Annotated in this window: 18 protein-coding genes and 1 rRNA gene; 11 read left to right on the top strand and 8 right to left on the bottom strand. The window is 70.7% G+C overall.

All coding sequences use genetic code 11. From position 1 onward, the window contains the following. The first annotated feature begins 604 nt into the window (after nt 1–604). Nucleotides 605–2,224, top strand: coding sequence for an FAD-binding oxidoreductase (locus CP983_RS22820; protein WP_150501450.1), 1,620 nt, complete (start codon nt 605–607; stop codon nt 2,222–2,224). 99 nt (nt 2,225–2,323) lie between these two features. Here CP983_RS22820 and CP983_RS22815 read toward each other — a convergent pair whose 3' ends face one another. The 3 genes from CP983_RS22815 to CP983_RS22805 form a co-directional block, all read right to left on the bottom strand. Continuing rightward, the gene (locus CP983_RS22815) at nt 2,324–3,034 is read right to left on the bottom strand and encodes a phosphatase PAP2 family protein (protein WP_125529417.1); all 711 of its coding nucleotides are present in this window, start codon (nt 3,032–3,034) and stop codon (nt 2,324–2,326) included. Between the two features lie 200 nt (nt 3,035–3,234). Further along, the gene (locus CP983_RS22810; protein WP_229914804.1) at nt 3,235–4,242 is read right to left on the bottom strand and encodes a C40 family peptidase; all 1,008 of its coding nucleotides are present in this window, start codon (nt 4,240–4,242) and stop codon (nt 3,235–3,237) included. Nucleotides 4,243–4,278: 36 nt separating this feature from the next. Then, nucleotides 4,279–5,061, bottom strand: a complete 783-nt coding sequence (locus tag CP983_RS22805; protein ID WP_150501446.1) for a trypsin-like serine peptidase — start codon at nt 5,059–5,061, stop codon at nt 4,279–4,281. 190 nt (nt 5,062–5,251) lie between these two features. On the opposite strand from CP983_RS22805, the gene CP983_RS22800 reads away from it, so the two are divergent. After that, nucleotides 5,252–5,599, top strand: coding sequence for a DUF1330 domain-containing protein (locus CP983_RS22800; RefSeq protein ID WP_150501444.1), 348 nt, complete (start codon nt 5,252–5,254; stop codon nt 5,597–5,599). 37 nt (nt 5,600–5,636) lie between these two features. Here the strand turns inward: CP983_RS22800 and CP983_RS22795 are convergent, their stop codons facing one another. Further along, a complete protein-coding gene (locus tag CP983_RS22795) occupies nt 5,637–6,398 on the bottom strand; it encodes a PIG-L deacetylase family protein (protein ID WP_150501442.1) in 762 nt (253 codons plus the stop codon). 130 nt (nt 6,399–6,528) lie between these two features. On the opposite strand from CP983_RS22795, the gene CP983_RS22790 reads away from it, so the two are divergent. Next, a complete protein-coding gene (locus tag CP983_RS22790) occupies nt 6,529–6,945 on the top strand; it encodes a hypothetical protein (protein WP_229914805.1) in 417 nt (138 codons plus the stop codon). Between the two features lie 123 nt (nt 6,946–7,068). On the opposite strand, the gene CP983_RS22785 is transcribed toward CP983_RS22790, so the two are convergent. Then, on the bottom strand, nt 7,069–8,028 hold the full coding sequence (locus CP983_RS22785) for an oxidoreductase (protein WP_150501440.1): 960 nt from the start codon (nt 8,026–8,028) through the stop codon (nt 7,069–7,071). A 90-nt stretch (nt 8,029–8,118) separates the two neighbouring features. Between CP983_RS22785 and CP983_RS22780 the strand changes: the two genes are divergently transcribed. Further along, nucleotides 8,119–8,721: a TetR/AcrR family transcriptional regulator gene (locus CP983_RS22780; RefSeq protein ID WP_107906198.1), complete on the top strand. Its 603-nt coding sequence runs from the start codon at nt 8,119–8,121 to the stop codon at nt 8,719–8,721. A 107-nt stretch (nt 8,722–8,828) separates the two neighbouring features. On the opposite strand, the gene CP983_RS22775 is transcribed toward CP983_RS22780, so the two are convergent. Then, nucleotides 8,829–9,794, bottom strand: coding sequence for an alpha/beta hydrolase (locus CP983_RS22775; protein WP_150501438.1), 966 nt, complete (start codon nt 9,792–9,794; stop codon nt 8,829–8,831). A 213-nt stretch (nt 9,795–10,007) separates the two neighbouring features. On the opposite strand from CP983_RS22775, the gene CP983_RS22770 reads away from it, so the two are divergent. From CP983_RS22770 to CP983_RS22740, 7 genes are all read left to right on the top strand, one after another. Then, on the top strand, nt 10,008–10,478 hold the full coding sequence (locus CP983_RS22770; protein ID WP_107906199.1) for a MarR family winged helix-turn-helix transcriptional regulator: 471 nt from the start codon (nt 10,008–10,010) through the stop codon (nt 10,476–10,478). Between the two features lie 363 nt (nt 10,479–10,841). After that, a complete protein-coding gene (locus CP983_RS22765; protein ID WP_030950340.1) occupies nt 10,842–11,150 on the top strand; it encodes a hypothetical protein in 309 nt (102 codons plus the stop codon). Between the two features lie 198 nt (nt 11,151–11,348). Further along, a complete protein-coding gene (locus tag CP983_RS22760; protein ID WP_150501436.1) occupies nt 11,349–12,179 on the top strand; it encodes a DUF8175 domain-containg protein in 831 nt (276 codons plus the stop codon). Further along, nucleotides 12,169–13,491: a hypothetical protein gene (locus tag CP983_RS22755; RefSeq protein ID WP_150501434.1), complete on the top strand. Its 1,323-nt coding sequence runs from the start codon at nt 12,169–12,171 to the stop codon at nt 13,489–13,491. The genes CP983_RS22760 and CP983_RS22755 overlap by 11 nt, the downstream gene beginning before the upstream one ends. Next, complete coding sequence (locus CP983_RS22750) at nt 13,488–15,047, top strand: SCO6880 family protein (RefSeq protein ID WP_107906202.1); 1,560 nt, start codon at nt 13,488–13,490, stop codon at nt 15,045–15,047. Before CP983_RS22755 ends, CP983_RS22750 begins: the two co-directional genes overlap by 4 nt. 6 nt (nt 15,048–15,053) lie before the next feature. Next, nucleotides 15,054–16,463, top strand: coding sequence for an ATP-binding protein (locus CP983_RS22745; RefSeq protein ID WP_107906203.1), 1,410 nt, complete (start codon nt 15,054–15,056; stop codon nt 16,461–16,463). Nucleotides 16,464–16,472: 9 nt separating this feature from the next. After that, nucleotides 16,473–18,029 carry a type IV secretory system conjugative DNA transfer family protein gene (locus tag CP983_RS22740; protein WP_150501432.1) on the top strand — a complete coding sequence of 519 codons (1,557 nt, stop codon included), beginning with the start codon at nt 16,473–16,475 and terminating at the stop codon, nt 18,027–18,029. 46 nt (nt 18,030–18,075) lie between these two features. Here CP983_RS22740 and CP983_RS22735 read toward each other — a convergent pair whose 3' ends face one another. Continuing rightward, complete coding sequence (locus CP983_RS22735) at nt 18,076–18,621, bottom strand: GNAT family N-acetyltransferase (protein ID WP_150501430.1); 546 nt, start codon at nt 18,619–18,621, stop codon at nt 18,076–18,078. 67 nt (nt 18,622–18,688) lie between these two features. Next, a 5S ribosomal RNA gene (rrf, locus tag CP983_RS22730) occupies nt 18,689–18,805 on the bottom strand. Between the last annotated feature and the right edge of the window lie 11 nt (nt 18,806–18,816).

The following is an 18,816-nucleotide window of genomic DNA, read 5'->3' as shown; positions in this document are numbered from 1 at the left end:
GGCCGCGAGTGGAGGGGCCGGAGTCGTTCCCCAGAGGAGCGGGGCTGCGTCCAGAGGGCCGGGGCCGTTCCCCAGAGGAGCCGGGCCGTGGCTAGAGGAGCCGGGCCATGGCTAACGGGACCGGGACCGTTTCCAGGTGAGCAGGGTTCGTTTCCAGGTGGGCCGGGAGTCCCCGGGTGGGGTGAGGTCGGTCCCTGACAGCGCTGTTCTGGGGGCGCTCGCACGTGTCAACGGCTGTGCCGGGCGTTGGTGAGCGGGGTTGCCGGGCGCGGGGCTCATAGCCGATTTCAGGCCACGTCCAGCCCTCACTCAACCTCAGGGCCGCTCCCCCAGCACCTCCCCCCTCCCACTACCGCCACTGCTCCCAGCGCGGCCACCCCCTCCCAGCCCGTCCGGCGTTTGAGGACGAGGCCGTTCAGGCCGAAGCGGGGTCTGGGGCGGCAGCCCCAGAAGCCGTCCGGGGTCGAAGGGGCAGCGCCCCTGGAGGAAGGGACGGGTAGGGGCGGCGGGGGCGAGAATCCGCGGGCCCGCGCAAAGAGCCGCCGCGCATGGGAACCCCACCCCGCATCACCCCGTCTCGTTCCACGTAACCCCAGGAGGCGACATGGAACGGCGTACCTTCATCGGCGGCACCGCAGCAGCCCTCACCGCCCTGACGGCAACCGCCTGCAACAACAGCGACCCCACCGGCAGCGGCAAGGGCACAACCACGGGCAAGGGCGCGGAGTCCGGCGCAACCACCGCCACCCGCACCCAGACCACGACCGCCACCGGCACCGGCACCGGCAAATCCGCCGCCGGCGCCCCCGCCCCCGCCAACTGGACCGCCCTCGCCCGAGACCTCGACGGCCGCCTCATCCGCCCGGGCGACGCCGACTGGAAGTCCGCCCACCAGCTCTACAACACCCGCTTCGACACCCTGAAGCCCGCCGCGGTCGCCTACGTCGCCCACCCCGACGACATCCGCACCACCCTCGCCTACGCCCGCGCCCACAGCCTCAAGGTCGCGATACGCAACGGCGGCCACTCCTACGCCGGCTGGTCCTCCGGCAACAACCGCCTGATCATCGACGTCTCCAAGCTCAACCGCATACGGGCCTCCGGCAACACCGCGGTCGTCGGCGCCGGCTCCAAGCTCATCGACGTCTACCGCGCCCTCGCGGCCAAGGGCACCACCATCCCCGCCGGCTCCTGCCCGACCGTCGGCGTCTCCGGCCTCACCCTCGGCGGCGGCCAGGGCGTGACGTCACGCGCGTACGGCCTCACCTGCGACAACCTGACCCGGGCGACACTCATCACCGCCGACGGCAAGCAGCTCGTCGCCGACGCCACCACCAACAAGGACCTCTTCTGGGCCCTGCGCGGCGCCGGCAACGGCAACTTCGGCATCGTGACGGAGCTCCACTTCAAGACCCACCCGGCCCCCCAGGGCGTCACGGCGTACATGACCTGGCCCTGGTCGAAGGCGGCCGCGCTGATCAAGTCCTTCCAGGAGTGGGGCCCGAGCCAGCCGGACGAGATCTGGTCGTCCCTGCACCTGGCCAACCACGCGGGCGGCCGCCCGACCATCTCCGTCGCCGCGTTCTCGCTGGGCACCTACCGCGAACTCCAGAACGCGGTGGACCGCCTGGCCGACCGCCCTGGCGGCCCGGGCCCCGCGAGCAGCGTCTCCCTGAAGCGCCACTCCTACGAGGAGGCGATGGAGATCTACGCCGGCTGCTCGTCCTTCAGCACCGACGCCCAGTGCCACCTCCCCGGCGCGACCCCCGGCCGCTCCCCGCAGGGCGCACTGGGCCGCGAGACATACACGGCGAAGTCGGACTTCTTCGACCGTTCGATCTCGGCCACGGGCATCCAGACCCTGCTGAAGCAGATGCAGTCGGTCCGCGGCGGCGCCGGCAGCATCGCGCTCACGGCCCTCGGCGGAGCGGTCAACCGGGTCTCCCCCACGTCGACGGCGTTCGTGCACCGCCGCTCGCGCATGCTGGCCCAGTACATAGCCTCCTGGAGCGCCGGCACGACGGGCACCACGGCCCAGTCCTGGCTGACGTCGGCCCACGACGCGATGCGCCCGTACGCCTCCGGCGCCGCGTACCAGAACTACCCCGACCCGTCCCTGAGGGACTGGCGCAAGGCGTACTACGGGGACGCGGCGACGCGCCTGGCACGGCTGAAGAAGCAGTACGACCCGGAAGGCTTCTTCACTTACCCACAGGCCCTATGACGCCCGATGGGGCCGTACACCAACGGGCCCTGAAGGCGCCCCCGGGGGCCGTACGCCTACAGGCCCTGAAGGCGCCCCTGGGGGCCGTCAGGACAGCGGTCAAGCCGCCAGATCCCGCTCCTCGGCCCCCGCGCTCTCCTTCCGGGCCCCCGGAATCAGCGCCTCGCCCCCGCCGTCCCGGGACCCCCCGCGCGACCTGATCAGCCAACCACCCCGCGGCGACCGCTCGATGGCGGACATGAGCGGCGTCAGCAGGGCCATGGCCAGCGGCGACAGCAGCAGGGCGACGGCGGTGCCGAGCGCGAATCCGCCGACGACGTCCGTCGGGTAGTGCACGCCCATGTAGACCCTGCAGAACCCTTCCAGCAGAGCAAGCCCGATGCCGACGAGCCCGAACTTCCGGTTCGCGACGAACAGCCCGACGCCGAGCGCCATCGCGATCGTCGCGTGATCGCTCACGAAGGAGTAGTCGGTCTTGCCGCTGACCAGGACCTCGAGCCCCTGGTGCTGCTTGAAGGGCCGGGGCCGCTCGACGAAACCCCGTATGGGCACGTTCACGAGCACGGCGACCGCGGCGGCCAGCGGCGCCCAGACGAGCGCGGCCACGGACGAGGCCGCGTCCTCGCCGCCGCGCCGCCGCACGGACCACCAGCACCACACCACGGCCAGGATCAGCGCGAACAGCAGCCCGTACTCACCGACGTAGCCCATGACCCGGTCGAACCAGTGCGGCGCGTCCTTGGCCAGGCCATTGATGTCGTAAAGCAGCTCGACGTCGGGGTTCGACCCGGATTCTGCGAGTCCAGCCATGATGCCGCGGCCCCTTCGTCGTCACTTCGCTCGGCGCATCCTGCGTACGCCGTCCCGCCACCCCCGTGGTTGTAGATCCGGCTACGAAACCAGGAACGCACGGCCCCTGTTGATACGTTCCACACTCCACTGAATGATCACGCAGACGTTATCGAAGAGAGACCCATCGCCGCAGCTCAGGGGGTGGGTTCACGCTACGTCTACACCGTCGTGGGCAGCGCTTTCGCGCCATCCTCGGTCACCCGGGTGGCCCCGAAGTAGTCCGGGGTGTCGATCGGGTCGAACCGGATCACAGCACCCGTTCTCGGCGCGTCGATCATGTACCCGCCGCCCACATAAATCCCGACATGCCGGATGGCCCGGGAGTCGTCGAGGTCGTCGGAGAAGAACACCAGATCCCCGGGCAGCAGCTCGTCCCTGGCCGGATGGGCACCCGCGTTCCACTGGTCGTTGGCCACGCGCGGCAGCGTTATCCCGACACTCTCGTACGCGGCCTGCGTCAGCCCCGAGCAGTCGAACCGACCGCCGTCCGCCGCCGTGCCCTCGCCGCCCCACAGGTAGGGCGTGCCCAGCTTCTTCTGCGCGTAGTAGATGGCGCCGGCGGCCTGCTTGCTGGGATCCACCCGGCTGACCGGCGCCGCGAAGCTGGCCTCCAGCGTCGTGATCGTCTTCACGTAGTTCTGGGTCTCCTTGTACGGCGGCACGCCCCCGTACTTGATGACCGCGTACGCCCCGGCGTTGTAGGACGCGAGCATGTTCTTCGTCGCGTCGCCGGGCACGTCCTTCACATAGGAGGCGAGCTTGCAGTCGTACGACGCCGCCGAGGGGATCGCGTCCTTCGGGTCCCACACGTCGCGGTCGCCGTCGCCGTCGCCGTCGACGCCGTGCGTGGCCCACGTCCCCGGGATGAACTGGGCGATGCCCTGCGCTGCCGCCGGGCTCTTGGCGTTCGGGTTGAAGCCGCTCTCCTGGTACAGCTGGGCGGCGAGCAGCGCGGGGTTGATGGCGGGGCACAGGTTGCCCCACTTCTGCACGATGCCCTGGTAGGCGGCCGGCACGGCCCCCTTGGCCAGCGCCTTCGACGCTCCGCCCACCCCGCCGGCGAGGTTCCCGGCGACGATGAAGACCCCCACGACGAGCAGCATCACGAAGCTGAGGCCCACCGCGAGAGCGGCACCCGCCACGATCCATGCCTTACGCACCGTCAACCGCCCCTCGCTCGCCGGGAGTCCGCCCGCGCCAGTCTAGGAGCTTCCCACCTGGGACTCGTGGCAACCGGCACTCTCGTCGTACAACCGCGCCGCCCCGGCCCCGAACACCACGCTGTACGACACGTCGGCCGTGGCCCCGCCGTCGTCGTGCCCGCCGAGCACCCCCACGACCTGCCCGTCCCCGTTCACCCACGGACTCCCGCTCGATCCGCCGCCGAGTCCCGGGCAGGAGACGCGTTGTTGCATACGGTGGTGCGGGCGTGGCTTGTCGGTGCAACTGAACGGCGCATCCCGGGAGTTGAGATAGGCCGTGACGGTCACCGCGGTGGCCCCGGTGGCCGTACCGGCGGCGAACCGGTTCCCGCCGACGGCGTCCTCGACCCCCTTGCCGCCCTGCCGGTCCACCACCGCGAACGCCACGTCGCTGTCCTCGTCCCGCCCCGCGGTCCACCCGTCCGCCAGGAACCACTTCCCGACCGTCCACACCCCGTAGGGCGCCTCGCCGTCCCGGTAGCCGGGCACGAACACGAGCCGCTCCGTCTTCCCGCTCAGGCAGTGCGCGGCGGTGACGACGAGGTCGTGCCGGGGGCTGTGCACGACGGACGCGGTACAGAAGTGACGGCCAGGCAGGTCGTCGCCCCGCCCCGCCGCGAACAACGCACCGACCCGCGCGCTCTGCGCGGTCGGCGGCGCGGCGACGGTCACGCGGAAGGGCCCCGTACCGGCGTCGGCGGCCGCGGCGGAGGCCGACGGGAGGGCGAGCAGGACGACGACGGCGTACAGGGGCAGGCGCGAGGTGCTCTGTGTCCGGGGCATCGGGGGCCACTGTGACCGACGAAGGTGAGAGAAACGTCAGACGCCGGGTCTGGGGATGCTGCCGGCTGAAAGCCACCGCCCGACGCCTGGCACCACCGCCGGGCATTACCTCCCGCGTCATCGCCTCCCTCTCTCCCGCCTGCGACGATCGTCGGCAGAGGGACCGAGCCCGACCGACAGGGAGGACACCATGCCCGCCTACGCCATCGCCCACCTCCAGGACGCGGCCCCGCACCCGGAGATCGCCGAGTACATGGAACGCATCACCGCCACCTTCGCGCCGTACGGCGGCCGCTTCCTCGTGCACGCCACCCCGCACGAGACGAAGGAGGGCGACTGGCCCGGCCACGTCGTGGTGATCGGCTTCCCGGACATCGCACAGGCCCGCACCTGGTGGGACTCCCCCGCCTACCAGCAGATCGCCCCTCTCCGCGCCCGCCACATCAAGGGCGACATCATCCTGGTCGAGGGAGTCCCCACCGACTACGACCCCACGGCCACGGCAAAGGCCCTGCGGGCCGCACTCCCCGCGGACTGACCGGCCGACGGCGGTACTCCCGCCGCTGCCGGCCCTCTCAAGCGGTCAGCTCGGTCTGGCCGGACAACGGCGAGGGGGCGATGTCCTGCCGGATGTACCACTCGGTGCCGAGGACCCCTTCCCGCACGGCCCGCGGGAAGCCGGCCAGCAGTCCCGGCGCCGCGCCCCGCTCCACTTCGGTGCGATGGGCCAGTACGGCGGCCCACTTCCGCTCCAGCCAGGGGCGCACGTCGACGGTCGCGGTGACCCAGTCGTCCGGAACCGTGTTCATGCCCTTGCCCGCACGGGCCAGTTCGCTCAGCGCGTCCAGGGCCGAGTGCGGGTGCGTCGCCAGATAGAGGGCGCTCGGCTGCCAGGGGGTGCCGGCGTCCGGGTAGAGCCGTTCGAGGCCCGCGGCCCGGACCGCGAGCGTGGTCAGCCGGTGGGTGTGCACATGGTCGGGGTGGCCGGTCAGCCCGCCGTGGGCGTCGTGGGTGATCACGATCCGCGGCCGGAACCGCCGTATCTGTGCGACCAGTCGGCCCACGGCCTCGTCCAGCGGCGCGGCACACAGCCGCGGGCTGCCCGGGGCGGAGTGCGGCACCCGGTCGTCGGCGTAGCCGAGCATCCTCGGTTCGCCGGCGCCCAGGATCCGCAGCGCCTCGGCGAGTTCGGCGCCGCGGACGGTGTCCGGGGTCCAGGTCGCCGTCACCACGCCCGTGCGCGCGCCGGCCGCCGCGTGCCGGGCCAGGACTCCGCCCGAGGACAGGGCCTCGTCGTCCGGGTGCGCGAACACCCCGAGCAGGCTGGGCATCGCCATCGATCGACCACCTCCGAGTACGACCTACCCCTGAGTACGGAAACTCAGGCGCAAGGTCATCCGGCCCGGCAGAATGTTCGACGGTTGGCCAACAGGCCTGTGACCAAGCCGAGTTCAGGGGGAACGAATCGTGAGACGAACCAGCCGTGCTGTTGCCGTGACGGCGCTCGTGACCGGTGCGCTGGCCGGTGTGGCGGTGGCTCCCGCCGGTGCGGCGACCGACGTTCTGCTGCCGCATCCCGGTCCGGACGGCCTGGTGTGGGTGCCGGAGCACACGGGGGACGGCGGAGTCGCGTCCGGTGGTGCGTGGGACAGGCTGCCGACCGTGCTGACGGTGGCGTGCGAGGGCGGCGGTGATGTGCGGGTGACGATGTCCCAGGAGACGGAGATCGCCGCGTTCTCCGTCGACTGCCCGGCCGGGGAGGCCGGAGTGGGTTCGGTGACGATGGACCCCGGCGTGGTCCGTTTCGGCTCCTTCACGATCGGCGTCGACGCGTCGTCGGACACCGTTCGCTGGGCTCTCACGGTGACCCAGCCGGAGTCGTAGGACTTACGGGGCCGGGGGCTGCGGGGCGCTTCGGGGTCGTTGGCCGTACGGGGCCAAGGGCTGCGTCGCGCTTCGGAGTCGTAAGCCGTGCGAAGGGCCCGGCGAGGCGGGCAGCCGGGTGCTTCAGCGCTCGGCCGTCACTCGCCGGCCCGCCGCCTCCTCAGCCGCCCCCAACGGCCAGCTCACCCCCGTGAGTTCCTCCGAAGCCGTCCACAACCGCCGCGCCACACCCGCGTCGCTCGCCGCCGCACTCCGCCCCACCAGCGTCGGCGCGCCCCGCATCTCGCCCAGCCCGTTCGGTCCGACATAGCTCGCGCCGGGCAGGTCCTGCGTCGCGGCGTACAGCGTCGGCAGTGCGCCCGCGTGGTCGTCCTGGGCGAAGAGGCGGTTGCCGATCCTCATGAAGGCGCGCATCACCGGGCTCCCGGCATGGCTCTGGAGGTTGGTGGCCGCGTACCCCGGGTGGGCGGCGAAGGCGCGCACCGGGGAGCCGGCCTCGGCCAGCCGCCGCTGAAGTTCCAGCGTGAACAGCAGATTCGCCAGCTTCGACTGGGCGTAGGCCCGGTTCGGGTCGTAGCCGGTCGTGAAGTCCAGGTCCTCGAAGCGGATCCGCGCGCCGAACCAGCGGTGCGCGCCGGACGACAGCGTCACCACCCGGTCCGTGACGTACGGCAGCAGCAGGTTCGTCAGCGCGAAGTGGCCCAGATGGTTCGTGCCGAACTGCATCTCGAAGCCGTCCGCGGTCCGCTGCTGCGGCAGCATCATCACGCCCGCGTTGTTGATCAGCAGATCCAGCGGCCGCCCCTCCCAGCCGTCCGCGAACTCCCGCACGGACGACAGATCCGCCAGGTCCAGCCGCCGCACCTCGGTGCTGCCGGACACGGTCGCCGCCGCCTTCCGGCCCCGCTCCAGGTCCCGTACGGCGAACACGACGTGCGCGCCCGCGCCGGCCAGCGCCGCGGAGGCGGTGAGTCCGATACCGCTGTTGGCCCCGGTGACGACGGCCGTGCGCCCGGTGAGATCGGGCAGCCGGCCCACGTCCCACGCCTTGCTCCTGCTGTTGCTCTTCGTGTTGTCAGCCATGCAAACGAATGTAGGCGCCGCCAACAATGCTGTCAATGACAACAATGGTGACGGCGCCAACAATGATGACGACGACTACACGAAGCTACGATGGTCGACATGCCCGAGAGCCGCCCCTACCACCACGGAGACCTGCGCGCCGCCCTGCTGGCCGCGGCCGAACGCACCCTGCGGGACAAGGGCGTCGGCTCACTCTCACTGCGTGAACTGGCCCGCGAGGTCGGCGTGAGCCACGCCGCCCCCGGCCGCCACTTCAAGGACAAGCAGGCCCTGCTCAACGCCCTCGCGCTGGCCGGCTACGACCGGCTGAGCCGGGCCCTGGGCGCCGCCGAGGACCCGGCCCTCCCGCTGGAACCCCGGCTCACCGCGCTCGCCCGCGCCTACCTCGGCTTCGCCATCGACAACGCCGAGCTCCTGGAGCTGATGTACGCCCGCAAGCACGAGCCGGACGCCTCGGAGCAGATGGCCACGGCCGTCGAGCGGACGGTCGGCAGCCTGGAACGGGTCCTCGCCGACGCCCAGAAGCGCGGCGAGATCATCGACGGCGACCCCGAGGAACTCAACCTCGTGACGGGCGCCGCCCTCCACGGCATGGCCGGCTTCATCGCGGCCGGCTGGCTGACCCCGCAAGCGGCCCTGGCGGGCGTGGAGGGCCTGGTCCACCACCTGCTGAACGGCCTCAAGCCCCGCTGACGGCAACGCCCCAAGGGGCGCGGGGAACTGCGCGACCAGCCACATCGGACCCGCGGCCGCCACATCGGCCATCACACCACCGCACCCCTACGGCGACAGGGCACCCGTCACACCCCGAACGCCCCCCGCAGCACACTCACCGCCTGCCCGATGGCCGCCTCCGCCCCCCGCGTCTCCCGCAACGCGTTCAGCATCACGAAGTCGTGGATGACGCCCTGGTACCGCACCGCGGTCACCGGCACCCCGGCCTCCCGCAGCTTCCCGGCGTACGCCTCGCCCTCGTCCCGCAGCACATCGGCCTCGGCGGTGATCACGAGCGCCGGCGGCAGCCCCTGGAGCTGCTCGACACCGGCCCGCAGCGGTGACGCGGTGATCTGCGCCCGCTCCGCCTCCTCGGTCGTGTACTGGTCCCAGAACCACTGCATGGCGTCCCGCCGCAGGAAGTACCCCTCGGCGAACTGCCGGTAGGACGCGGTGTCGAAGGACGCGTCGGTGACCGGGTAGAAGAGCACCTGCTGCACCAGCGGCACATCGCCGCGCTCCTTCGCCATCAGCGTCAGCGCGGCCGTCATGTTCCCGCCCACCGAGTCGCCGGCCACGGCGATCCGGCCGGCGTCCAGGCCGTTGTCGGCGCCCTCACGGACGACCCACTGGGCCACGGCGTAGTTCTGCTCTGTCGCGACGGGGTAGCGCGCCTCGGGCGAGAGGTCGTACTCGGGGAAGACGACCGCGGCACCGGTGCCGACGGCGAGTTCCCGCACGAGCCGGTCGTGGGTGTGGGCGTTGCCGAAGACCCAGCCGGCGCCGTGGATGTAGATGATCACCGGGAGCGTCCCGGTGGCGCCGGCGGGACGGACGACCCGGACCCGGACCTCGCCGGTCGGGCCACCGGCCACGGTCACCCACTCCTCGTCGACGTCCGGCTTGGCGATCTCCCCGGACTGCACCTCGTCGACGACCTTGCGCCCCTCGGCCGGCCCCAGATCGAACAGATACGGCGGATTGGCGGTGGCCTCGGCGAATGCCTGGGCCGCGGGCTCCAGCACCGGGCGGATGGGGGTGGTGTCGGTCATGGCGATCTCCTCGGATCGGGTGCCGCGGGGCCTGCCCGGCGGGATCGACCGGGTGCGGCGGCACGCCATGAAAGTAGCGCGCCACTAAGTCGTGCGCAACTCATTAGGGCACGATGATGTATCGCCCGATAGAATCAGGCCGAGCAGCACACGAGCACCCAGAGCCCCAGAGCCCCAGAGTCGACGCATCAGCAACCCACCCCGGAGCACCCCATGAGCCGACCCGCCGAGCCGCCACCACCCCCCACCGGCTCCCTCCGCCTGGACGACCAGCTCTGCTTCGCGCTCTACGCCGCCTCCCGCGCAGTGACCGCGCGCTACCGCCCCCTGCTCGACGAACTCGGCCTGACCTACCCGCAGTACCTGGTCATGCTCGTCCTCTGGGAGCGGGACTCGATCTCCGTACGGGACCTGGGTACGTCCCTCCAGCTGGAGTCCAGCACGCTGTCGCCCCTGCTCAAGCGCCTGGAGGCGGGCGGCCTGCTGCGCCGCGAACGCCGCCGGGACGACGAACGCTCGGTCGCCATCCGCCTCACCGAGGCCGGCGCCGAGCTCCACGACCGCGCGACGACCGTGCCGCTCGCCATCGGTGACGCCATGGGACTGACGCCGGAACAGGACGCCCTGGCCAAGCAGCTGCTGCGGCTGATCACGACGAACGTCACCGAGGACCGCCCCCGCTGACGCTCCGTCACCATCCGTGCCCCGCCCGAGCCGCGACACCGACCCAGGGACACCCGGTCCACCGTCCCGGGATAGCCTTCACCCGCAGAACATCGGCACGACAACTCACCCGGCCGGCCGCCAGAAACGGCACCCGGCGTGAAGAGGGCTAACGACAGAGCCACACGACAGGTTCCGCTCAGGCCTCGTTGCCCGGCGTGACCTGCCGTGATACACAGAGTGACCGTGCGAGGTATTCGTACGAATCCCGCCCATCAATGACGGCAAGTCGACATACGACGGCAGCATTGTCGGCGAGAATGATGCCTGACCTCTGCGCACCGCAGGGGACTGCGGAACTACCCAACAGGGGCGGTGACTTACATGCTCTTTGCAGCCGACAAGGGCGATATCAACACCATCATCGGCGGGATCGCCCCTGACTGGGGCCCCTTCGGGGCACTGGGGAACGAAGCGAAGACCATGATCCAGGTCGTCATGGCGGTCGCCATCCTGATCTGCCTCGGTATCGCCATCTGGGGGGCGGCCAAACAGCGCATCGGCGCCACGGCGTTGCGCGACACCTTCAGCGCCGAGCAGGGCAAGGGGCTGATCGTCGCCGGTCTCACCGGCGTCTTCATCATCGGCTCACTGGGCACGCTGTTCACCATCGTGTACGGCATGGCGGTCTAGCCGCCCCGGCACCCCCGACCCCCTCCGTCCGCTCCGGGCACGCCCGGTCCCCCTAGTCCCCCACCCACCCGTCGTGCCCACCGGCTGAGGTTGCGTTTCCCTGATGTCGAGTCACCACACCGCGCCCATGCGGGAACCAGCACGGCTACCGTCGTACTCCAACGTGTATCTGTCCGACGTCGAGGGGGCGTACGCGGCATGAGTCTCGGAGACGAGCGGGAGACCTCCGGCGGCTACGGAGGCACCGGTCAGACCCGCACGCGGCTGCCCGAGAGCAGCGGTGACGTGTACGGGGGTGCGCGGCGGGGCGGCCGTTCGTCGTCCCGGAGTCTGGTCACCGTCGTCGGCGTGGTGGTCCTCCTCATCGCGGCGATCGCCTTCGCGAACCGTGGAGGAGACGACTCCGCTTCCCCGAACGGGGACGAAAACCAGCCGAATTCCTCAACGACAGCGGCCTCGGGCACCCGCCCGGTCGACGGCAAGTCAGCAGGCATCCCGGGCGGCTTCGCCCGAGACGAACAGGGGGCACAGAGCGCGGCGGCCAACTATGCGGTGACGCTGGGCTCGACCGGCATGTTCAACAAGGAGAGCCGGCACGGCATCGTCGACACCATCTACACGGCCACCGCAGCTACGAAGCTCCAGGGCGCGATGGACCAGGCATACACGGCGGACTTCCTCAGCAAGCTCGGCCTGGACGCAGATGGCAACGCCCCCGAGGGCAGCACGTTCGTCTCGCGCACTGTGCCCGTCGGCACCACCGTCGATCAGTACAGCCAGAGCCGCGCAAAGGTCTCGGTCTGGTACATGGGCCTCATCGGCATGTCGGGCCAGGGCTCGACCGACCCCGTGAGCTCCACCTGGAAGACCTGGACCTTCGACCTGCAATGGGTCAACGGGGACTGGAAGATCACCGCGGACACGCAGAAGGACGGCCCGGCGCCGGTGCCCGGTGACGACAGAGCCGCCAGCTCGGACGAGATCAGCAAGGCCATCGAGGAGTACGGAGGGTTCACGTATGCCCGGTAGCCCGCGTCGCGTACTGAAGCTCACGGCCCTGGTCACCGCTGTACAGACCGGTGCCGTGCTGCTGGCCACCCGCGCCTATGCGGCCCCCACGCCGACACCCACCACGAGCGACGACCCTTGTGACCTTCTCATCGGTCCCGCCAAGCAGTACTGCCAGGAGGACAACGGCGGCTCCGGCGGCGGCAGCGGTCGCTCCCTCACCGACCCCACCTCCACCCTCGACCCCCTCTCCTCCCTCGCCAAGGGCTGTGCCGACGCCGCCTCCTGGACCGTCAAGCAGCTCAGCGAAGCCGTGCAGGAGACCGCGAACGTCGACTTCACGAACACCAAGTTCCTCCAGCAGTACGCGGTCGTCTTCGCCGCGTCCACGATCCTCACGCTCCTCATCTGGCTGCTGGCCGTGGCCAAGCGAGCCGTGCGCGGCGTCCCCCTCACCACCGCCATCAGCGAAGCCGTCGGCTTCCTCTGGCTGACCGTGCTGGCGTCCGCGTTCACCCCCCTGATCCTCTACACCGTCGTATCGGCGACCGACGGCGTCACGGACGTCCTCGCGAAAACGACCGGCGACCAGACCGACACCTTCTTCGGCACCTTCTCCGGCGCCCTGGAGAAGGGCGAGGACATCGGCGGCGGCCCGATCATGCTGATCGTCGTCTCCCTGGTGAGCATCCTCGCCGCCGGCGTCCTCTGGCTGGAGCTCGTCATCCGCGCCGCCCTGCTCTACGTCGGCGCTCTCCTCGGCACCGTCGTCTACGCCGGCCTGGTCGACAAGAACCTCTGGGGCCACGTCCGCCGCTGGGCCGGCATCATGATCGCTGTCATCCTGGTCAAGCCGGTCATCGTCATCGTGCTCGGCCTGGCCGGCGCACTCTCCGCCGACGACGGCCCCGGCGCCTTCTCTGCCGTGGTCTCCGGCCTCGCGATCATCCTGCTCGCCATCTTCGCCAGCGCGATGATCTACCGCTTCGTCCCGGGCTTCGGCGACGAGATCGCCGGCGGCCGCAACAACCGCATCATGAGCGGCGCCGAGGGCAAGGCCGCCGCCGTGATCAGCTCCCCGGCGACCCTCGTCGCCCAGGGCATCAAGACCCACAGCTCCCGCGCGGACAACAACGGCGGCGGCGCGTCCGGCGCCGCCCGCCCCTCGAACCCCGCCTCCGGCGGCGTCGCCGCGCACAGCTCGCGCTCCTCGAACGGAGGCGGCGGATCTGTCCCCTCCGCCGCACCCGCACCCCGCTCGAGCAGCCCGGTGAACACCCCGCACGCCAGTAACACCCGCAACAGCAATCGTTCAGGAGGTGACGGGCGTTGACGACGCAGTCCCACGTGTCCCATTCGGTCACGCCCCGCCGTACATATCTGATCGGCCGAGCCCGGCCGAACGCCGTCGTCGGACGCAACCGGGAGACCGGCGAGATCGCGCTGATCATCGTCGGCGCGTTCCTCGGCATGATGTGCGGACTCCTCGTCCCCGTCCTGTCCCTGCGCATCGTGCTGCTGACCGGCTTCCCGCTGCTCGCGCTGGCCGCGGTCTACGTGCCGTACAAGCACCGGACCTTCTACAAGTGGTTCGAGATCAACCGCAGCTACAAGCGCAGCCTGCGCCGGGGCACCGCCTACCGCTCCGGCGCGATCGAGGCCGGCACCCGCGTCGACGGCCGTGAGGTCGAGGTCGGTCCACCGCCGGGCATCGGCCGCATCACCTGGCTGGCCGCCCCGTTCGGGCCCGACGAGATCGCCGTACTGCTGCACGCCGACCGCCGCACGGTCACCGCGGCCATCGAGATCGAGGGCCCGGGCGTCGGCCTGCGCGACTCCGAGGACCAGGAGGCCCTCGTCGACCGCTTCGGCACCCTGCTGAAGCACGTCGCCAACGGGGACGGCTTCGTCACCCGTATCCAGATGCTCGCCCGCACCCTCCCGGCCGACCCGGACGCCCACGCCAAGGACGTCGCCGTACGCGGCGACGAGCGCTCCCCGGCCTGGCTCCAGCAGTCCTACGACCAGCTCCAGTCCATGGTGTCGACGAGCAGCGAGCAGCACCGCGCCTACCTCGTCGCCTGCATGCACTTCAACCGCGAACTGGCCGCCGAGGCCCTGGCGATGGCCCGCGCGTCCCGCCCGCACGGCGGCGGCAAGGTCGACCGGGACGCGGGCCTCGCGGTCGTCATGGCACGTGAGCTGACCGACATCTGCTCCCGCCTCCAGGAGGCGGACATCCGCGTACGGCAGCCGCTCGGCCAGGGCCGCCTCGCCTCCCTCATCCACTCCATGTACGACCCGGACCACCCGATCGACCACATCCAGGCGATGACGAAGCGCAATGCCTGGCCGGCCGAGCTGGACGCGATGGAGCCGACGTTCCTCCAGGCGAAGACGCGCGAGTCCTCCACCCGCGCCCCCTGGTGCCACGCCACGGCCTGGGTGAAGGAGTGGCCGATGACCCCGGTGGGCGTCAACTTCCTGGCGCCCCTGCTCGTACACACCCCGGACGTCATCCGCACGGTCGCCGTCACGATGGACCTCGAACCCACCGAGATCGCCATCGAGCGCATGCTGACCGAGAAGACCAACGACGAGGCGGAGGCGAGCCGCGCCGCCAAGATGAACCGCACCGTCGACCCCCGCGACGTCGCCGCCCACACCCGCCTCGACCAGCGCGGCGAGGACCTCGCGAGCGGCGCCGCCGGCGTCAACCTGGTCGGCTACATCACCGTCTCCTCCCGCTCCCCCGAGTCCCTCGCACGCGACAAGCGGACCATCCGGGCGTCCGCCGGAAAGTCGTATCTGAAGCTGGAATGGTGCGACCGCGAGCACCACCGGGCATTCGTCAACACACTCCCCTTCGCCACCGGCATTCGGAGGTAGGACCTGATGCGGGACCCGCTGTCCGTCCTCACCGACGCCTTCACGTCCTTCCTCTTCGGGAAGGTCGAGACGACCCGGCTTCCGGTGCGCACGTCCACGGGCCAGGCGCAGGCGGTCTACCTCCCGACCGCCGCCCCCGGCCTCGGCGACTCGGGCGTCATCATCGGCCGCGAGGTGTACTCCGGGAAGGGCTACATCTACGACCCCTTCCAGCTCTACGGCCAGCAGCTCCCCGCCCCCCACTGGCTGGTCCTCGGCGAGTCCGGCAACGGCAAGTCGGCCCTGGAGAAGACGTACGTCCTGCGCCAGCTCCGCTTCCGCGACCGCCAGGTCGTCGTCCTGGACGCCCAGGGCGAGGACGGCGCCGGCGAGTGGAACCTCATCGCGCAGGAGCTGGGTATAACGCCGATCCGGCTCGACGCGATGGCCGCGCTCGACCAGGGCATCCGCCTCAACCCCCTGGACCCGGCGATCACCACGACGGGCCAGCTCGCGCTGCTCCGCACGATCATCGAGGTCGCGATGGGCCACGGCCTCGACGAGCGCTCCGGGTTCGCGCTCAAGGTCGCGCACGCCTACGTCAACGAGACCATCGTGGAACGCCAGCCGGTCCTGACCGACATCGTCGAGCAGCTACGGCACCCCGAGCCGGAGTCGGCGGAGGCGATGAACGTCGCCATAGACGACGTACGGGCGTGGGGCCTGGACGTGGCGCTGGTGCTGGACCGTCTCGTCGACGGTGACCTGAGGGGCATGTTCGACGGCCCCACGACGGTCGGCATCGACCTGGACGCGCCCCTCATCGTGTTCGATTTGTCCCACATCGACCGCAACTCCATCGCCATGCCGATCCTGATGGCGATCGTCGGCGTATGGCTGGAACACACCTGGATCCGCCCCGACCGGAAGAAGCGCATCTTCCTGGTCGAGGAGGCCTGGCACATCATCAACAGCCCGTTCGTGGCCCAGCTCTTCCAGCGTCTGCTGAAGTTCGGCCGCCGCCTCGGCCTGTCCTTCGTGGCCGTCGTCCACCACCTGTCCGACGTCGTCGACGGCGCCGCGGCGAAGGAAGCCGCCGCGATCCTGAAGATGGCCTCGACCAGGACGATCTACGCCCAGAAGGCCGACGAGGCGAGGTCGACGGGCCGCGTACTGGGCCTGCCGCGCTGGGCCGTGGAGATCATCCCGTCCCTCACCCCGGGCATCGCCGTGTGGGACGTCAACGGCAATGTCCAGGTCGTCAAACACCTGGTCACCGAGACCGAACGCCCCCTCGTCTTCACCGACCGCGCGATGACCGAGTCGTCCAGCGACCTCACCGACGACGCCCTGCGCGCCGCGGAGCTGGAGGCCGAGGAGCGGGCGGCTGCGTTCGTGGAGCAACACCTGGGCGACTCCGAATCGACGGTGGCGTAGGGGGACCGCGTGAGACCGGACGACCGCCGCGACGGCAGACAGCACCGGGACGGCCAGGGAGGCATCCCCGACGGCCTCCTGATCGGCATACTCGCTTTCCTTCTCGGCATAACGCTGCTGGTCTGGACGGCGACGGGCCTGGCGGGCTGGTTCGCCAACGGCGCCTGGCCGTCCGGAGTCACCTTCACCCGCACACCGCTCGCGATGCGCTCCCTGATCGCCGAGCCGCACGACATCCCCGGCGCCTGGCCCGACACCCCGGCCGGTCAGCTCTCCGGATACGGCCTGTTCTGGGGCCTGTTCATCGGCCAGCTGATGATCCTGGTCGTGCTCACGGTGTTCGTGCTGGGGACGGTGGCCCGCTGGCGGGCGGTCAGGGCGGGACGGCGCGCGGGAAAGGCGGCGCCCGGGAACGAACCGGCGCCGCCGCCCGCACCGGTCCGGGCCGAGGTCCCGGCACCGCGCAGAGAGCCGGACCCGGAGTCCGAGCCGACGGCAGCCCGGCACATCGAGAACCCCCCGCTGGAGACCCGCCCCGACACCCCGTCACCGAGGCCGGTCGAGCACCTCCCCATCAGCGAGGAAGCACCGCCCGCAACACCCCAGCCCGCCCCCTTGCTCGCCGCACCACGGGTCGGCGGACGCGAGAAGATCCTCGTAGCCCCGAGGGAGGCCCGCCAGACGACCGCCACGCAGGCGGTACGCGACGCCGAGGGCCCCGCTCTCGTCGTCACCTCGAACCCGGCGCTCTGGCAGGACACGAAGGACGCCCGCGGCAAGCTCGGCCCGGTCCTCCTCTACGACCCCACCCACCTCTGCGACACCCCGGCCCGCCTCCACTGGACCCCCACGGCAGGCTGCGAGGACAAGCAGACGGCGATCGCGAGAGCGGCCGCTCTCCTGACCCCGGTCCGCCCGACCTCCCGCCTCGATCAGGCGGTGAGCGACACGGCCGAGACACTCCTGCGCAGCTACCTCCACGCCGCCGCGGTCGACGGCCGCACCATCCGCCACGTCCACCGCTGGTCCCAGGGCACCCAGATCCAGGACGCCGTACGCATCCTGCGCACGAACCCCAAGGCGGCCCCGGGCTCGGCCGGCGAACTCGAAGCCGCCCTCACGGCCCACCCCGAACGCCGGGACATGGCGCAGCAGTTGACCACCAGAGCGCTCGCCTCCCTCTCCATGGTCAACATCCGGGAGTCCTGCACTCCTAACCGAACTGATGCGCTCACCTTGGATTCCTTCGTCGATGAAGGGGGCACGCTTTATGTGGTGGGTGAATCCATCGAGGACCCCCGAACCAACCCCGGCGCCATGCCGCTCCTGACGGCCCTTGCCGCAAGCGTGGTCGAGCGCGGCCGGCGCATGGCCGAACGGTCATCCTCCGGTCGCCTCGACCCACCAATGACGCTCGTCCTGGACGACGTCGCCGCCGTGGCTCCGCTTCCCCAGTTGCCGGAGCTGCTGGCCACCGGAGCGGACCGGGGCATGCCGACCCTGGCCCTGCTCCGGTCCCGCGAACAGGCCCGCTCCCGCTGGCCACACGACGAACTCCCGGTCTGACACGGCCGGAGAGACACAGGGACGCCCCTACGGCCGCTGTGTTCCGCTAAGGCCGCTCCAGGACGAACTCCAGCTCCTTCTCGTCCGGGCTCCCGGACAACGGCACGAGAAGCCCGCTCGGTACGAACCCGACCCGCCGGTAGAAGCGCTGGGCCCGCCCGTTGTCCTCGTGCACGATGAGCCGCGTCCGCTCGGCGCCGCGTCCCCAGGCCCACTCCAGGCCGGCATCGAACAGCACCTCGGTAAGCCCGCTGCCCCGCTCCTCGGGCCGCACGAACACCCCGACGACATGCCCCTGCATCCGCTCCACGGGATTCCCGGCCCAGTCGGTCGTGCCCGGCTCCTCGATCAGCACGGTCAACGTCCCGGCCCAACGCCCGTCCGGCGCCTCCACGATGATCTGCTGCGCCCCGACGGCACCCTCACAGCCCCCGGCCGCCCGGTCCATCCAGAAGGAGTCGGGCCGAGCGAGAGCTTCCTCGTGCGTCTCCAGGAAGGCGATATGGGCAACCGGGTCCTGGAGCGCCGCGAGCCGCAACTCCTTGACGGCCGGCCACTCGTCTGCACGGATGGATCGGATGACGTAGTTCATACGACTCAAGCTAACGGAAAAACAAAAAGGCCCACACCTGTTTAGGTGTGGGCCTTTTTCAAATTTTGTTCGGCGGCGTCCTACTCTCCCACAGGGTCCCCCCTGCAGTACCATCGGCGCTGTAAGGCTTAGCTTCCGGGTTCGGAATGTAACCGGGCGTTTCCCTCACGCTATAACCACCGAAACACTATGAAA

The sequence above is a fragment of the Streptomyces chartreusis genome (genome assembly GCF_008704715.1).
Taxonomy (GTDB): Bacteria; Actinomycetota; Actinomycetes; order Streptomycetales; family Streptomycetaceae; genus Streptomyces; species Streptomyces chartreusis.
The sequence above is the reverse complement of the archived record's forward strand: the minus strand, read 5'-3'. Positions and strand labels throughout refer to the sequence as shown.

Coding starts and splice junctions, on each gene's coding strand:
- CP983_RS22795 (WP_150501442.1), bottom strand. CDS start 6,398: ATGGCGATGCCCAGCCTGCTCGGGGTGTTCGCGCACCCGGACGACGAG.
- CP983_RS22800 (WP_150501444.1), top strand. CDS start 5,252: ATGCCCGCCTACGCCATCGCCCACCTCCAGGACGCGGCCCCGCACCCG.
- CP983_RS22735 (WP_150501430.1), bottom strand. CDS start 18,621: ATGAACTACGTCATCCGATCCATCCGTGCAGACGAGTGGCCGGCCGTC.
- CP983_RS22760 (WP_150501436.1), top strand. CDS start 11,349: ATGAGTCTCGGAGACGAGCGGGAGACCTCCGGCGGCTACGGAGGCACC.
- CP983_RS22755 (WP_150501434.1), top strand. CDS start 12,169: ATGCCCGGTAGCCCGCGTCGCGTACTGAAGCTCACGGCCCTGGTCACC.
- CP983_RS22775 (WP_150501438.1), bottom strand. CDS start 9,794: ATGACCGACACCACCCCCATCCGCCCGGTGCTGGAGCCCGCGGCCCAG.
- CP983_RS22815 (WP_125529417.1), bottom strand. CDS start 3,034: ATGGCTGGACTCGCAGAATCCGGGTCGAACCCCGACGTCGAGCTGCTT.
- CP983_RS22785 (WP_150501440.1), bottom strand. CDS start 8,028: ATGGCTGACAACACGAAGAGCAACAGCAGGAGCAAGGCGTGGGACGTG.
- CP983_RS22745 (WP_107906203.1), top strand. CDS start 15,054: ATGCGGGACCCGCTGTCCGTCCTCACCGACGCCTTCACGTCCTTCCTC.
- CP983_RS22770 (WP_107906199.1), top strand. CDS start 10,008: ATGAGCCGACCCGCCGAGCCGCCACCACCCCCCACCGGCTCCCTCCGC.
- CP983_RS22805 (WP_150501446.1), bottom strand. CDS start 5,061: ATGCCCCGGACACAGAGCACCTCGCGCCTGCCCCTGTACGCCGTCGTC.
- CP983_RS22780 (WP_107906198.1), top strand. CDS start 8,119: ATGGTCGACATGCCCGAGAGCCGCCCCTACCACCACGGAGACCTGCGC.
- CP983_RS22765 (WP_030950340.1), top strand. CDS start 10,842: ATGCTCTTTGCAGCCGACAAGGGCGATATCAACACCATCATCGGCGGG.
- CP983_RS22820 (WP_150501450.1), top strand. CDS start 605: ATGGAACGGCGTACCTTCATCGGCGGCACCGCAGCAGCCCTCACCGCC.